The organism is Bacillus sp. TSO22 (assembly GCF_020223595.1).
GTDB lineage: Bacteria > Bacillota > Bacilli > Bacillales > Bacillaceae > Bacillus > Bacillus inaquosorum.
The window spans coordinates 620,371-635,829 of record NZ_JAHAWO010000001.1; the positions used below are offsets into that span (position 1 = coordinate 620,371).

Below are 15,459 nucleotides of genomic sequence, written 5' to 3' on the forward strand. Positions count from 1 at the left end.
AAAAAACCTTTAGAATGAAAACTGGCACTCTTACTTGAGTGTCTTTTCTTTCTGTAAATAGAAAAAGGTGATGTTATGAGGAGAAATAAACCAAAAAAGCAAAATCATAAAGAGAAAAAGAAGTCGCTTCCGATCCGGCTGAATATTTTATTCTTGGCTGCCTTTGTCATATTCACCTGGATCATTGTGGAATTAGGCATCAAGCAGATCGTACAAGGCGATGATTACAAAAACCAAGCCAATCAGCAGGAACAAAGTGAAGTCAGCTCGGCGGTGCCGCGCGGAAAAATCTATGATCGAAACTTTAATGCCATCGTGACAAATAAGGCTTTAAATGCAATCACATACACCAGATCTAAATCGACCACGCAAGACCAGCGTTTAAAGATCGCAAAAAAGCTGTCTGATATGATTAAAGTTGATACAAAAAAAGTAACAGAACGGGATAAAAAAGATTATTGGATTTTGACTAGACCGAAAGAAGCGAAAAAGCTCATTAGCTCTAAAGAAAGACAGCAGGTTGAAGACAAAAAATTATCCGATGACGATTTATACCAGCTTCAGCTAAAACGGATTACTGATAAGCAGCTGAATGAATTGACGGATAAAGATATGCAGATCCTTGCTATCAAAAGGCGTATGGATTCAGGCTATGCTTTGACCCCTCAATATATTAAAAATGAGGATGTATCAGCGAAGGAAATGGCAGTGGTAAGTGAACATTTAGACGAACTGCCTGGAGTTGACGTCACGTCCGATTGGGAACGTGAATATCCATATAAAAACCTTCTTCGCTCAGTGCTCGGAAGTGTTTCCAGCTCTGATGAAGGATTGCCGTCCAACTTGCTCGACCATTATCTATCGCTTGGCTACAGCCGAAATGACAGGGTCGGAAAAAGCTATCTGGAATACCAATACGAAAGCCTTCTGCAGGGCCAAAAAGCAAAAGTCGAAAATATCACAGATTCAAAAGGCAATGTCACGGGAACAAAAACGGTATCTGAAGGCAAAGCCGGGAAAGATCTTGTACTAACAATTGATATTGATTTGCAAAAATCAGTGGAAAAAATTATTGAGAAAAAACTTAAAGCTGCTAAAGCAAGACCTAGTACCGAATTGTTGGATCGTGCATTCGTTGTCATGATGGACCCTAGAAACGGCGAAGTGCTGACAATGGCAGGGAAGCAGATTAAACGAGAAAATGGAGCCTATAAGTTTGATGATTATGCATTAGGAGCCATGACTTCATCCTACGCTATGGGATCAGCTGTAAAAGGTGCAACCGTTTTGACCGGTCTTCAAACTGGAGCGATTAATTTGAATACCGTATTTAAGGATGAACCATTGTATATCGGCCAGGATAAAAGAGGGAAAAAATCTTGGCAAAACTTAGGGCCGGTTGGTATTCAAACTGCATTAGAGAAGTCATCAAACGTTTTTATGTTTAAAACAGCTATTGCAGTTGGTAAAGGTGAATATAAACCTCACCAAGCATTGCCTTTGGATACTTCTGCATTTGATACCTTCAGAAATTATTTCAGTCAATTTGGATTAGGAGTAAAAACAGGAATTGATCTACCAAATGAAATGACGGGATATAAAGGTACAAGCAGATTATCTGGTTTCTTGCTTGATTTCGCCATTGGACAGTATGATACTTATACACCGCTGGAATTGGCTCAATATGTCTCCACCATAGCAAATGGTGGCTACCGCATGAAGCCTCAGCTTGTAAAGGAAGTCAGAGATTCAAATGCGAAAAAAGGGATCGGCGCAGTCGTTGATTCTGTTCAGCCTGAAGTATTGAATAAAGTCGATATGAAGAGTAGCTATATTGAAGAGGTCCAAGCCGGTTTTAGACGGGTTGCCACTAAAGGGACAGCTGCAGGTCAACTGGCTTCAGCATCGTATAAACCAGCTGCAAAAACAGGAACAGCCCAATCATTTTACGACGGACCGGATAAATCAAAAACAGGAACAGACACTTATAATACGACGCTTGTGGCTTATGCACCAGCTGACAATCCTGAGATTGCTATTTCTGTCGTAGTTCCTTGGACTTACATTGATTACAATCAAAGATACTCAATTACAAACGAAATCGGCAGAGAGGTAATGGATAAATATTTTGAGCTGAAATCGAAGCAGGACAAAGAAGATACGCAACAAAAGAATAAAGATAAAATCGAAGAAAATGCAGAGAACACAACGTCTTCTGATAACTAAAAAGAAACGCTCACATGATGTGGGCGTTTTTTTTATACAAAAAAACGCATTGATTTACAAAACCTTAACATTCGGTTCAAACCCTTTTTACATAGAACCTTTACTCTATACGTGTAGGACAAATTACACATTATACGCAGGGGGAATTCAGGAAATGAAAAAAAACAAATTGGTGCTTATGCTTCTAATGGCTGCTTTTATGATCATTGCAGCTGCATGCGGAAATGCAGGAGAAAGTGAAAAATCGAATAGCGATTCTGCAAAAGGAGAAGGAAAGGCATCAGGTTCTTTAACCATTTCTGGTTCATCGGCTATGCAGCCATTAGTACTTGCAGCCGCAGAAAAATTTATGGAAGAAAACCCTGATGCTGATATACAGGTGCAAGCTGGCGGTTCTGGAACAGGGCTTTCTCAAGTCTCTGAAGGAGCTGTTCAGATCGGGAATTCAGACGTTTTTGCTGAAGAAAAAGAAGGTATCGATGCAAAAGCACTTGTCGATCATCAAGTCGCAGTCGTTGGTATGGCAGCAGCTGTAAACCCTGATGCTGGTGTGAAGGATATTTCTAAAGATGAATTGAAAAAAATCTTCACTGGTAAAATCAAAAACTGGAAAGAGCTTGGCGGCAAAGACCAAAAGATTACACTTGTAAACCGTCCTGATTCTTCTGGCACACGTGCTACATTTGTGAAATATGCGCTTGACGGAGAAGAACCTGCAGAAGGCATTACTGAAGATTCCTCCAACACTGTGAAAAAAATCATTGCTGATACTCCGGGAGCGATTGGATATCTTGCATTCTCATATTTAACAGATGACAAAGTAACTGCTCTATCTATTGATGGTGTAAAACCTGAAGCAAAAAATGTGACAACTGGCGAGTATCCGATCTGGGCTTATCAACATTCTTATACAAAAGGTGAAGCGACAGATTTAGCTAAAGAATTTCTAGATTATCTAAAGAGTGAAGACATTCAAAAAAGCATTGTTACTGACCAAGGCTACATTCCGGTTACTGATATGAAAGTGACACGCGATGCCAACGGGAAGCAAAGCTGATCTTAATAAAAAGAGGAGTGCGGGGACAACCGTTTCTCCTCTTAACACATTCATAGGAGTGTAAAACAATGATAAACAATAGAGAAAATATGTCTGTGAGCGAGCGTTTAATCAGCTCAAGGCAAAATCGGCAATTGGATGAAGTTCGGGGAAGAATGATTGTGACAGCTTGTGCGCTTATTATGATTGCGGCATCTGTTGCGATCACCATTTTCCTCGGCGTTAAGGGGCTGCAATCTTTTCTTGTAAATGGTGTAAGCCCAATTGAATTCTTAACGAGTCTAAATTGGAACCCTACAGATGCTGATCCGAAATATGGTGTGCTGCCATTTATTTTTGGATCATTTGCAGTAACGATTCTTTCTGCCCTCATTGCTGCGCCGCTTGGCATTGCAGGTGCGATTTTTATGACAGAAATTGCGCCGAATTGGGGAAAGAAAGTGCTGCAGCCGGTGATTGAGCTTTTAGTCGGCATTCCATCTGTTGTTTATGGATTCATAGGTCTTACAGTATTGGTGCCGTTTATCGCCCAATTCAAATCGAGCGGGACAGGGCACAGTTTATTGGCTGGAACGATTGTCCTTTCCGTCATGATTCTGCCGACCATCACATCAATCTCTGCTGATGCAATGGCTTCTCTTCCGAAGAGTTTAAGAGAAGGTTCTTACGCGCTTGGTGCGACAAGATGGCAGACGATCAGAAAAGTACTTGTGCCTGCAGCTTTTCCAACATTAATGACAGCTGTTGTACTTGGTATGGCACGGGCGTTTGGTGAAGCTTTGGCTGTTCAGATGGTCATTGGAAATACAAGAGTACTGCCGGAAAGCCTGTTTGACACTGCCGGAACACTGACAACGATCATCACGCTGAACATGGGCCACACCACGTACGGCAGCGTTGAAAATAATACGCTTTGGTCAATGGGGCTAGTGCTTCTGGTGATGTCATTCTTGTTCATCCTGCTTATTCGCTACTTGTCATCTAGGAGGAAAGTGTAATGAACCGCAAAATAACAGATAAACTGGCGACTGGAATGTTTGGTTTGTGTGCAGCCATTATCGCTGCAATTCTAGTAGGCTTGTTTTCCTATATTATTATCAACGGTGTTTCTCAGCTCAGCTTCGACTTTATTTCAACAAAATCGAGTGCTATTGCAGCTGGAGGAGGAATACGCGACCAGCTGTTTAACTCCTTTTATATCTTGTTTATTACCATGCTGATTACAATCCCGCTCGGTGTGGGCGGCGGAGTGTTCATGGCTGAGTACGCGCCTAATAACAAAGTGACTGATTTCATCAGAACATGTATAGAGGTGCTTTCATCTCTTCCGTCTATTGTCATTGGGATGTTTGGATTACTGATGTTTGTCAACTTAACAGGCTGGGGATATACGATCATAGGCGGTGCGCTTGCGTTAACTGTTTTTAACCTTCCTGTCATGGTGCGTGTGACAGAAGACGCGATTCGTACAGTCCCTAAAGATCTGAAGGAAGCATCTCTCGCTTTAGGTGTTTCACGCTGGCATACCGTAAAAACAGTTTTAATTCCAAGTGCGATCCCTTCTATCATCACAGGAGCGATTTTAGCGTCAGGAAGGGTGTTCGGGGAAGCGGCGGCACTATTATTTACAGCCGGTCTGACAACGCCACGTCTTAATTTTACAGAGTGGAACCCGTTTTCTGAAACATCGCCGCTTAATATTTTCAGGCCCGCTGAAACACTGGCGGTGCACATTTGGAACGTAAATACGCAAGGAATGATTCCGGATGCTGAAGCGATTGCCAACGGAGGTTCTGCGGTGCTGGTGATTTCTGTTCTTGTGTTTAATCTTGCAGCGAGATGGCTTGGCACGATGATCTACAAAAAGCTTACGGCAAATTAGAACGGAAAGAGGCGAAAAACATGTCTGAACAAATGGTAAAAGAAAAGCCTGAGCGTGCTGTTTTCGTTCCGAAGCAGCGCCACGTGCTTGAAGTGAAAGATCTGTCTATATTTTACGGAAATAAACAAGCAGTTCACCACGTGAATATGGATATTGAAAAGAACGCGGTGACCGCTTTGATTGGGCCGTCAGGATGCGGAAAGTCTACTTTTTTGAGAAATATTAACCGAATGAATGATTTAATTCCTTCTGCAAGAGCTGAAGGTGAAATCCTTTATGAAGGACTAAATATACTGGGCAGCAATATTAACGTTGTCAGCTTAAGAAGAGAAATCGGAATGGTTTTCCAAAAACCGAATCCATTTCCGAAATCGATCTTTGCCAATATCACACATGCATTGAAATATGCCGGAGAGCGGAATAAAGCCGTTTTAGATGAGATTGTGGAAGAAAGCTTAACAAAAGCAGCGCTCTGGGATGAGGTGAAGGACCGTTTGCATTCATCTGCACTCTCATTATCAGGCGGCCAGCAGCAGCGTTTATGCATCGCGAGAACGCTTGCGATGAAGCCGGCTGTTCTTTTGCTGGATGAACCAGCTTCAGCGCTTGATCCGATTTCAAATGCAAAAATAGAAGAATTAATTACAGAATTGAAAAGCGAATACTCGATTATTATTGTCACGCACAATATGCAGCAGGCTCTGCGGGTTTCTGACCGGACGGCGTTCTTTTTAAACGGCGAGCTTGTAGAATACGGACAGACTGAACAGATTTTTACAAGTCCGAAGCAGCAAAAAACAGAGGATTATATTAACGGGAAATTCGGATAGGAGGGCGGCAATGAGTATTGCTACCGAAGCTGTAATGAAACAGGAAGTTTATCAAGTCAATGGAATGAACTTATGGTATGGACAGAATCATGCCTTAAAAAATATCAATTTGAGCATTCATGAAAACGAGGTCACGGCGATCATCGGGCCATCAGGATGCGGGAAATCAACCTTCATCAAAACACTGAACTTAATGATTCAAATGACGCCGAATGTAAAGCTTGCAGGTGAGCTGAACTATAATGGCAGCAACATTTTAAAGGATAAAGTGGATATCGTGGATTTACGAAAAAATATCGGCATGGTATTCCAAAAAGGGAACCCGTTTCCGCAATCCATTTTTGATAATGTCGCTTACGGACCGAGAGTCCACGGCACCAAAAATAAAAAGAAGCTTCAAGACATTGTGGAAAAGTCATTAAAAGACGTGGCGTTATGGGATGAGGTGAAGGATCGTTTGCATTCATCCGCTCTTTCGTTATCAGGCGGCCAGCAGCAGCGTCTTTGTATCGCCAGAGCGCTAGCGACAAATCCTGATATTTTGCTGATGGATGAACCGACATCTGCACTGGATCCAATCTCAACGAGAAAAATTGAAGAACTCATTCTTGAGCTGAAAAATAAATATACCATTGTAATCGTCACGCATAACATGCAGCAGGCAGCAAGGGTTTCTGATCAAACCGCCTTTTTCTACATGGGTGAGCTTGTTGAATGCGACAATACCAATAAAATGTTCTCAAACCCGCAGGATCAAAGAACTCTCGATTACATTACAGGAAAGTTTGGGTAAATAAAAACAGGCTGACAGTCAGCCTGTTTTTTTATCGTGTTAACGTTTTTACGATCTTTTTGAAGCTCATGTCTGATTTTACTTTAAACTCACCGGCGCGGATTTCTTTGTGATAGCCGGCATCGATGACATAGTCGTTAAAGTCTTGAGCCGAGGAGATGATGCCTTCTTTTTCAAGAATATCTGATACATCTGCAGTGCTCATGCCATCTTTAATGGTGAGCTTGTACGTTTTTACTTTGTCTGTTTTCGTGTCTGAGCTGCTGTCATTGCTCAAGGATTTCTCTTTTGAGTCTAGAAGTTTTTGATATTCATCACGGTTAACAGAAACCATTTTTTTAGAATCAAGGTAATTGTTCACGTCTTGTTCGGTTACTGTTTTACTTTCTTTTACAGCAGCGGCCTGATCTTCGTCTGTCAGATAAAAAACAGCTGCGAGAACGGCCGTCGCTAAAATAATGCCGCCAGCAAATGCCTGAATGCCCCGTTTTGTCATACGAGCACCTTCTCGTTATCTTTGATAATCGTATTTACGTCTTCCACTGATACATGCTCAGCTTTAGCAATCGCTTCAGCAGACATGCCGTTATTATATTTAGAAAGTATTTGTTTGGCGATCTTTTGATTGATGTCGCTATGCTTTGATTTGCGGATGACAAGGTTTGTTTCCAGTAATTCTTCCTCAAGCACTGTCATTTTCTTTTTGAGCTTGTAAATTTCCTGCATCGCAGAAAGCTGCAGTGTTTCGAGCTCCTGTTCTACATCTTTCATCGGATCTCTTTGAGAATATGAGAATGCAATTAGCGCTATACTGACGATAAACAACGCAATAATAGCAATTTCCACGTTTCATCACCTTCTATTCTTTTTTTATCCTTCTTTTTTATACCATAAAACCAATGGATTCTAAAGGAATTCGCGAAAAAAACGAGATTTTGTCGAGAAATCTTTCTTTGCTTCCTCTCTATGTAATGGTTTAATAGGGACACCGAGTGAACGATAGGAAAGGAGAATGGTAGGAGTCTATGGATAAACACCCATTCCTCTATAATATACGACATAGGCTTTCTTTTTTTAGGGACACATTCGACATGATCATTCAAAACGCTCACACCTTGACCGTACGCTGGGAGATCTCAGAAGAAACAATGCGGCTGGCTGAAGCGGTGCTTTTCGAAAAAACGCAGGATATGATAAAAGAATTGCGCATTGTCATCAAAAGAAAAGGCATCGAAGCTGTCAGGACGAATCGCACAACATATGATAAAGGGGAATGGACGATTGGACAGGCGGCTGGTGATGCTGTATATCGGGCTGAGTACAGAATCGTTAATTCTATGAATGTGACGCTCAAACTCGCCGATACAGAGGACATCTATCTTGCGGAAAATGGGGTTAGCGATATAAACAGCTTTCAGATTGAGGACGCGCACACCAGATGGGAGAAGCAATTTTCTGCTTACACCTGTTATGGGAGAGGGGAAAAAGAACGATGAACGTTCTCATGCTGACTCTCGAACATCCTCATGAGCCGAAAAGCGGGCTCGGGGTCCATTTAAACCGTCTCATTTCCTATTTAAAACCGCATATCAACATAACGGTTTGCACTCCAAGCAGGAAGCTGTTTTCATATGCGCAGTTTGAAGATTTCATAGCTGATGCCAACTTTGCAATGGTTCAGCATATGTTATCCTGCAATGAACGCTTTGATCTGATTCATGCCCATGACGACATGACAGCCCCTGCTGCTCATTATTTGAAACAACAGCTTGGTCTTCCGCTTGCTGCGACAATCCATGGTCTTGAAAGCGAAAGGAAGAAGGCGTGCCAAGAAGCACCGCATCCATACCGACTGCAGACCGAACGGCTCCTTATAGAAATTGCTGATGAACTGATTGTATTAAGCACTTTTATGAAACGGTCTCTTGATAAGACAGCAGGTAAAAAAATATCCGTTATCCCGAGCCCTGCATCTATGGAGGAAGAAAAGGGGGAAATACCAAAGAGCATGAATAGAAGGTTCCTATTTTCGTTTGGAAGGTTTGTTCCGGAAAAGGGGTTTTCTCATCTGTTAAAGGTGTTTGCTATCTTGAGGCAGCGTCAGCCTGACCTGCATTTGGTGCTGGCTGGGGAAGGGCCGTCTTTGTCCTCCTATGAGAAATTGGCTGAGGTATTGAACTTGAAGGAACGTGTCATGTTCCTGCCGTTTTTGCACAAAAGAGACATCAGAGCGTTTCTGTCTCACTGTGAAATGGCTGTATTCCCTAGTTTTTATGAGCCGTTTGGGCTTGCCGCGCAAGAAAGCATGGAACAAGGTGTGCTGACTGCTGTTTCTCCATCGGGCGGTTTTTGTGACTATGCGGTTCATGACAAAACGGCAATCACCGTTGATTTTATGCGTGCAGAGGAAGCAGCTGTTCTGCTGGACAGGTTATTAAAAGACCGGGAAAAAGCATGCCGGATAAAAGATGCCGGCAGACAACAAGTGATCAAACTTCACCATCCCCGGCTTATTACGGAATCATATTTGCACCTTTATAAGCGTATCATCAATAATTCAGCAATTCATTGAAAAACAGCCTAGCTTTCCGTCCATTATAGTGGTATTATATATAAGTCTGAATAAGTAAATGATTTTAGTTTGGAGGGAAAATAATGCGCGTTAATATTACTTTGGCTTGCACTGAATGTGGTGAGCGTAACTATATTTCTAAAAAGAACAAACGCAACAATCCAGACCGCGTTGAATTTAAAAAATATTGCCCACGTGATAAAAAATCTACGTTACACCGTGAAACAAAATAACAGCCTAGCTGTTTAAGGTGTAAGAAAAAAGCCAGAGCTTTGAAAAAGGTTCTGGCTTTTTTTCTATTCCGAGGGGGATGAGAGATGAAATCACAATTAAGAAAAAAGACGATGGAGGCACTATCTGCTGTATCAAGTGAAGATCTTCTTCAAAAAACAGCACGTATATACAAGCATTTGTTTTCACTGCCGGAGTGGCAAAATGCCAGCACCATTGCCGTCACCATCTCCAGAGGGCTGGAAATACCGACGCGCCCCGTCATTGAGCAGGCTTGGGAAGAAGGGAAACAAGTTTGTATTCCAAAATGTGACCCGGACACGAAGAAAATGCAATTTCGCACCTATCAGACGGATGATCAGCTCGAAACCGTTTACGCCGGACTTCTTGAACCGGTGATTGAAAAAACAAAAGAAGTGAAACCATCGCAAATTGACTTGATGATCGTTCCGGGTGTTTGTTTTGATACTGATGGGTTTAGGATCGGCTTTGGCGGCGGCTATTATGACCGTTATTTAAGCGATTATAAAGGGAAGACAGTCTCTTTGCTTTTGGAGTGCCAGCTGTTTGCACACGTCCCCCGTCTGCCGCATGACATCCCGGTACATAAGCTGATAACAGAGGATCGGATCATGTCTTGTTTTTCATAACCCCTGCTCATTATTCAAGAATAAATAAGAAAGAATGACAAACCCTATTGGCAGGAGGGATAAGATGAAAAAACTTATGATTTATGCCATTTTTGCTGTTTCTGCCGTTATGTTTTATCAAAATCGATACCGTCTTATGAATACCGTACTCAGCCAGCCGGGTATCAGGCGGTCTTTTATCCATTTCTTTTTAAGAATTCCGTTTATCCGTAATAAGTTTATACAGCAAGCTTTCTAAAATCCCGTGAAAAACGGGATTTTTTGCTTTCAGTAGGCGTTCGGAGCGCCAGCTGTTATAATGAAAAAAAACCATTGGAGCGGTAAACATGTATTTGTTGGAGTATACATATTGGAAAATTGCGGAGCACCTAGTGAATAGCGGGTATGGCGTCATACAAGCCGGTGAGTCAGGTGAAATATGGCTGGAAGCACCGGACAAGTCTTCTTATGATCTGGTTCGCCTTTATAATCATGATATTGATTTTCGGCAAGAAATGGCAAGAGATATCGAAGAGCAGGCTGAACGAGTAGAACAAGTCAGAAAGCAACTTGGCAGACGCAAGATGAAGCTGCTGAATGTATTTTTTTCAGCGGAAGCCCCTGTTGATGACTGGGAAGAGATCGCCGAAAAGCCTTTTGAGAAGGGACCTGTCTTAGTTGAGCCGGCGATCGTGAGGGGAACGATGCTTCGTGATGACCTTCAAGCTGTTTTCCCATCAATTCGTGCAGAAGAATGTACAGAAGCCCGCGATTCGTTTGAAGACGCGCAAATGGCGAGAGAACGCTTCCTTTCGCTCGTACTGAAACAAGAAGAACAGAGAAAAAATGAAGCGGTGGTTTTTCAAAACGGAAAACCAATCTTTACATATGTATTCATCGCGCTTCAGGTCTTAATGTTTTTCTTGCTTGAACTAAACGGGGGCAGCACAAATACGCAGACGCTGGTCTCTTTTGGGGCAAAGGAAAACAGTCTGATTGCAGCCGGAGAATGGTGGCGGCTCCTGACTCCGATCGTGCTTCACATTGGCATAGCGCATTTAGCTTTTAATACGCTTGCTTTATGGTCGGTTGGTACAGCAGTTGAGCGGATGTACGGCTCGGGCAGATTTCTGCTGATTTATCTGGCGGCTGGCGTTACGGGTTCAATCGCGAGCTTTGTGTTCAGCCCGTATCCTTCAGCGGGCGCTTCAGGAGCCATATTTGGATGCTTAGGCGCACTGCTGTATGTAGCTTTGTCAAATCGGAAAATGTTTTTAAGAACCATTGGAACCAATATTATTGTCATTATTATCATTAATCTTGGCTTCGGTTTTGCAGTTTCGAATATTGATAACTCTGGACATATTGGCGGCTTGATTGGCGGCTTTTTCGCAGCTGCCGCACTTGGATTGCCCAAAGCCGGAGCCTTTGGAAAAAGATTGTTGTCAGCGGTTTTGCTGATTGCTTTGGCGGCCGGGTTTTTATATTACGGATTGCATTCGCCTTCCCGCCAGGAGTCAGTCCTGATTCAGCAGGCAAGTGAGTTGTATCAGGAAGGAAAGTATGAAGAAGTAACGGAATTGCTGAACGGAGAAGCAGAGCAAAAAGATGCCTCAGCCGATCTTTTGAAAATCTTGGCTGTCTCTGATATTCAAATCGGCGAATATGATCAGGCGATTTCCCTTTTGGAAAGAGTCGTGGAAAAAGAACCTAAAGATCATGCCTCATATTACAATTTAGCCTTGCTGTATGCGGAAAAAAATGAGCTTGGTCAAGCAGAAGAGGCTATCAAGTCGGCTGTAAAACTTAAGCCGAAGGAGCAGCGGTACAAAGAGCTCCAGCAGCAAATTGAAAATAATAAAGAATCATAGGGAGCGGAATATGCCTAAGGAGGGAGGCTGGCTTTTTTGTCAGCGTTTTCTTCTTGACTGGCCGCTTCCATATGAATACGCTTAAATAGTTAAGATTAAGAATGGTGAGGAAAATGAATACATTATATGATGTGCAGCAGCTGTTAAAAACGTTTGGACACATTGTTTACTTTGGAGACAGAGAGCTTGAAATTGAGTTTATGCTGGATGAATTAAAGGAGTTATACATGAACCACATGATTGAGAAGGAGCAGTGGGCCAAAGCGGCAGCTGTCCTTCGAAAAGAATTGGAACAAACAAAAAAACGGAAGAGATATATGTAAAGGCTAGGGTGATAAAAATGGACGAGATATGGTTTGCGGGCATTGATCTGGGAGGAACGACGATTAAACTCGCTTTTATTAATCAATATGGTGAAATTCAGCATAAGTGGGAAGTCCCGACTGATAAAACCGGCGACACCATTACCGTTACAATCGCAAAAACAATCGACAGCAAGCTGGATGAGCTGCAAAAACCGAAGCATATCATCAAATACATCGGAATGGGTGCACCAGGGCCTGTAGATATGGCGGCAGGAGTCGTTTATGAAACGGTAAATCTGGGGTGGAAAAACTATGCTTTAAAGAACCATCTGGAGACAGAAACCGGCATCCCGGCTGTTATAGAAAACGACGCGAATATTGCTGCGCTCGGAGAAATGTGGAAGGGAGCGGGTGACGGCGCGAAAGACGTCATTCTCGTGACGCTTGGCACAGGAGTTGGCGGCGGCATTATTGTAAATGGTGAAATTGTACATGGCATAAATGGCGCGGGCGGGGAAATCGGCCATATTTGCAGCATTCCTGAAGGCGGAGCGCCATGCAACTGCGGCAAAACGGGCTGTATCGAAACGATTGCGTCGGCAACCGGAATTGTAAGAATTGCAAAAGAGAAAATAGCAAATGCTAGGCAGACGACACGTTTAAAAGCAACTGAACAATTGTCAGCACGGGATGTATTTGAAGCAGCGGGTGAAAATGACGAAATGGCCCTTGAAGTGGTGGATTATGTAGCCAAACACCTTGGTTTGGTGCTCGGAAATTTGGCAAGCTCGCTTAACCCGTCAAAAATCGTTATTGGCGGCGGCGTATCGAAAGCCGGCGAACTGCTGAGATCAAAAGTCGAGAAAACATTCCGCAAATGCGCGTTTCCGCGGGCAGCAGAAGCTGCTGATATTTCAATTGCAGCACTTGGAAATGATGCCGGCGTTATCGGAGGCGCTTGGATCGCTAAAAACGAATGGCTGAAACACCAAAATTGTTAAAATTGTGTAAATGAAATTGATTTTTTGTTATGTTCAGGTTAAGATTTAATTTGATGTGTTAATGAGAATGTTGGGAATAGACTGATTTTTTGAGCGTGCTGCATAGGAGGTTGAAATGCGAAAAACGTTTTTTTCGAAGATTTCATTTATGCTGATTGCCATTATATTGATGTGGCTGAAAACGTATGCTGTTTACAAAACCAGTTTTCATATTAAAATTGACAATCTAACGCAGGAATTTATTTTGTTTATCAACCCATTGAGCTTTTTGCTGCTCATCTTTGGCTTCAGCCTGTTTTTAAAAGGCAAAAACAGAAATCGCTATATTATCGCGATGAGCTGTCTTGTCACGTTTGTATTGCTGGCTAATATGGTTTTTTATCGTTTTTACAATGATTTCTTAACGATCCCTGTTCTTTTTCAAACGAGCAATATGGGTGATCTCGGCAGCAGCATCGGAACACTTCTTGAGCCGACAGACCTCCTATTGGCTGTAGATATTGCGGTATTACTATGGCTGCACATCCGGCAAAAAGCTTTCCAATCGGACATTCCTTCCACGAAAAATGAACGGGCGGCATATTTTTTGTTTGTTGCTTCTGTTTATTTCTTCAACCTGGGCTTGTCTGAGGCGGAAAGACCTCAGCTATTGACGCGCTCATTTGACAGGGAAATGCTTGTTAAAAACATCAGCCTATTTAATTTTCATATTTACGACGGTGTTCTTCAGTCAAAGCAGTCCGCACAAAGGGCATTGGCTGACAGCAACAGCCTGACGGAAATTGAAAACTACGTAACCGCTAATGCGAAAGATGCCAACAAAAGCTTATTCGGCGCTGCAAAAGGAAGGAACGTCATACTCGTATCCTTAGAGTCAACGCAAAGCTTTGTGATCAATGAAAAGGTGAATGGAGAAGAAATCACGCCTTTTCTGAATGATTTTATAAAAAAGAGCTACAACTTTAATAATGTTTACCACCAAACCGGCCAGGGGAAAACATCGGATTCTGAATTTATCGTGGACAATTCACTGTATCCGCTTGGACGAGGCGCCGTGTTTTTTACAAATGCGGGCAACCAATACATCGCGGCACCCGAGATTTTGAAAAACAACGGTTACTATTCAGCTGTGCTTCACGCTAATAATAAAAGTTTTTGGAATAGGGATTTAATGTACGACTCTTTTGGATATGATTCGTTTTTTGATATTAACTCCTATGAAGTAACTGACAAAAATTCAGTCGGCTGGGGACTGAAGGATAAAGAATTTTTTGAGCAATCTTCAGAGCTGATGAAAAATCTGCCTCAGCCGTTTTATTCGAGGCTAATCACTCTTACGAACCACTTCCCGTTTGATCTTGATGAAGAGGATAAATTAATTGATGAATACGATTCAAGCAGCCAGACACTAAACAAATATTTCCCGACAGTGCGCTATCAGGATGAGGCGCTGAAACGGTTCATCGAAAAGCTGAAAGAAGACGGGTTATACGACAACTCTATTATCGTATTATACGGTGACCATTATGGTATATCGGAAAACCATAATGAAGCGATGGGGCAATTTTTAGGGAAAGAGATTACACCATTTGAAGAAGTTCAGCTCCAAAAAGTGCCGCTTGTCATTCATATTCCCGGTATTACCGATAAAAAACCGCAAACCTTTGAAACAGTAGGCGGGCAGATTGATATCAGGCCGACGCTGATGAACCTTTTAGGGATTGATACGAAAGATCAAATTCAATTCGGAAACGATCTGCTTTCGGATGAAAAACTGGACTTTACGGTGCTCCGGGACGGGAGTTTTATCACTGATCAGGTCGTATATACTGACGGTGTTTGTTATGATAAAGAGACCGGACAGCCGTTAAAAGAGGCAAAACAATGTGAAGCATTTGCTGATAAAGCGAAACAGGAGCTATTACTTTCTGATGAAATCATATATGGAGATTTGTTACGATTTTATGATCAGAAAAGGCTGGACAATTCGTCAAAACGAAATGAAAAACAAATGCTTGATCAGGCATCGTAATCACAAAGCCTCCCGCATCAAAGTAGCGGG

At 42.4% G+C, this 15,459-nt stretch carries 16 protein-coding genes and 1 pseudogene; 15 read left to right on the plus strand and 2 right to left on the minus strand.

Annotated features, from left to right (window positions below; genetic code table 11):
* Positions 1-75 precede the first annotated feature (75 nt).
* The 6 genes from pbpA (at position 76) to pstB (KHQ79_RS03395) (ending at position 6,788) form a co-directional block, all read left to right on the plus strand.
* Positions 76-2,226: a penicillin-binding protein 2A gene (gene pbpA, locus KHQ79_RS03370; RefSeq protein ID WP_225514203.1), complete on the plus strand. Its 2,151-nt coding sequence runs from the start codon at positions 76-78 to the stop codon at positions 2,224-2,226.
* Between the two features lie 154 nt (positions 2,227-2,380).
* Complete coding sequence (locus KHQ79_RS03375) at positions 2,381-3,283, plus strand: phosphate ABC transporter substrate-binding protein (protein WP_003237013.1); 903 nt, start codon at positions 2,381-2,383, stop codon at positions 3,281-3,283.
* Between the two features lie 68 nt (positions 3,284-3,351).
* Positions 3,352-4,281 (plus strand): phosphate ABC transporter permease subunit PstC, encoded by a 930-nt coding sequence (gene pstC, locus KHQ79_RS03380; RefSeq protein WP_060399034.1) that lies wholly within the window; start codon positions 3,352-3,354, stop codon positions 4,279-4,281.
* Positions 4,281-5,165, plus strand: coding sequence for a phosphate ABC transporter permease PstA (pstA, locus tag KHQ79_RS03385; protein ID WP_003237008.1), 885 nt, complete (start codon positions 4,281-4,283; stop codon positions 5,163-5,165). The genes pstC and pstA overlap by 1 nt, the downstream gene beginning before the upstream one ends.
* A gap of 20 nt (positions 5,166-5,185) precedes the next feature.
* A complete protein-coding gene (pstB, locus tag KHQ79_RS03390; RefSeq protein WP_225514204.1) occupies positions 5,186-5,995 on the plus strand; it encodes a phosphate ABC transporter ATP-binding protein PstB in 810 nt (269 codons plus the stop codon).
* Between the two features lie 10 nt (positions 5,996-6,005).
* Positions 6,006-6,788 (plus strand): phosphate ABC transporter ATP-binding protein PstB, encoded by a 783-nt coding sequence (pstB, locus tag KHQ79_RS03395; RefSeq protein WP_003237005.1) that lies wholly within the window; start codon positions 6,006-6,008, stop codon positions 6,786-6,788.
* A 31-nt stretch (positions 6,789-6,819) separates the two neighbouring features.
* On the opposite strand, the gene KHQ79_RS03400 is transcribed toward pstB (KHQ79_RS03395), so the two are convergent.
* Positions 6,820-7,284, minus strand: coding sequence for an endolytic transglycosylase MltG (locus KHQ79_RS03400; protein ID WP_019258905.1), 465 nt, complete (start codon positions 7,282-7,284; stop codon positions 6,820-6,822).
* On the minus strand, positions 7,281-7,634 hold the full coding sequence (locus tag KHQ79_RS03405) for a hypothetical protein (protein ID WP_003226272.1): 354 nt from the start codon (positions 7,632-7,634) through the stop codon (positions 7,281-7,283). The genes KHQ79_RS03400 and KHQ79_RS03405 overlap by 4 nt, the downstream gene beginning before the upstream one ends.
* Before the next feature lie 179 nt (positions 7,635-7,813).
* Here KHQ79_RS03405 and KHQ79_RS03410 point away from each other — a divergent pair, with 179 nt between their 5' ends.
* The 9 genes and pseudogenes from KHQ79_RS03410 (at position 7,814) to KHQ79_RS03450 (ending at position 15,429) form a co-directional block, all read left to right on the plus strand.
* A complete protein-coding gene (locus KHQ79_RS03410; protein WP_119914024.1) occupies positions 7,814-8,284 on the plus strand; it encodes a hypothetical protein in 471 nt (156 codons plus the stop codon).
* On the plus strand, positions 8,281-9,360 hold the full coding sequence (locus tag KHQ79_RS03415; protein WP_225514205.1) for a glycosyltransferase family 4 protein: 1,080 nt from the start codon (positions 8,281-8,283) through the stop codon (positions 9,358-9,360). Before KHQ79_RS03410 ends, KHQ79_RS03415 begins: the two co-directional genes overlap by 4 nt.
* A gap of 83 nt (positions 9,361-9,443) precedes the next feature.
* Positions 9,444-9,593 carry a 50S ribosomal protein L33 gene (gene rpmG / locus KHQ79_RS03420; RefSeq protein ID WP_003153056.1) on the plus strand — a complete coding sequence of 50 codons (150 nt, stop codon included), beginning with the start codon at positions 9,444-9,446 and terminating at the stop codon, positions 9,591-9,593.
* An 84-nt stretch (positions 9,594-9,677) separates the two neighbouring features.
* Positions 9,678-10,241, plus strand: coding sequence for a 5-formyltetrahydrofolate cyclo-ligase (locus tag KHQ79_RS03425; RefSeq protein ID WP_225514206.1), 564 nt, complete (start codon positions 9,678-9,680; stop codon positions 10,239-10,241).
* Between the two features lie 64 nt (positions 10,242-10,305).
* Positions 10,306-10,479 (plus strand): hypothetical protein, encoded by a 174-nt coding sequence (locus tag KHQ79_RS03430; protein WP_003236997.1) that lies wholly within the window; start codon positions 10,306-10,308, stop codon positions 10,477-10,479.
* 88 nt (positions 10,480-10,567) lie between these two features.
* Positions 10,568-12,091 carry a rhomboid protease YqgP gene (gene yqgP / locus KHQ79_RS03435; protein WP_225514207.1) on the plus strand — a complete coding sequence of 508 codons (1,524 nt, stop codon included), beginning with the start codon at positions 10,568-10,570 and terminating at the stop codon, positions 12,089-12,091.
* 113 nt (positions 12,092-12,204) lie between these two features.
* A pseudogene (locus tag KHQ79_RS03440) lies at positions 12,205-12,421 on the plus strand (YqgQ family protein).
* 10 nt (positions 12,422-12,431) lie between these two features.
* Positions 12,432-13,397, plus strand: a complete 966-nt coding sequence (glcK, locus tag KHQ79_RS03445) for a glucose kinase GlcK (protein WP_003236990.1) — start codon at positions 12,432-12,434, stop codon at positions 13,395-13,397.
* A 115-nt stretch (positions 13,398-13,512) separates the two neighbouring features.
* A complete protein-coding gene (locus KHQ79_RS03450) occupies positions 13,513-15,429 on the plus strand; it encodes an LTA synthase family protein (protein ID WP_225514208.1) in 1,917 nt (638 codons plus the stop codon).
* The last annotated feature ends 30 nt before the right edge of the window (positions 15,430-15,459 follow it).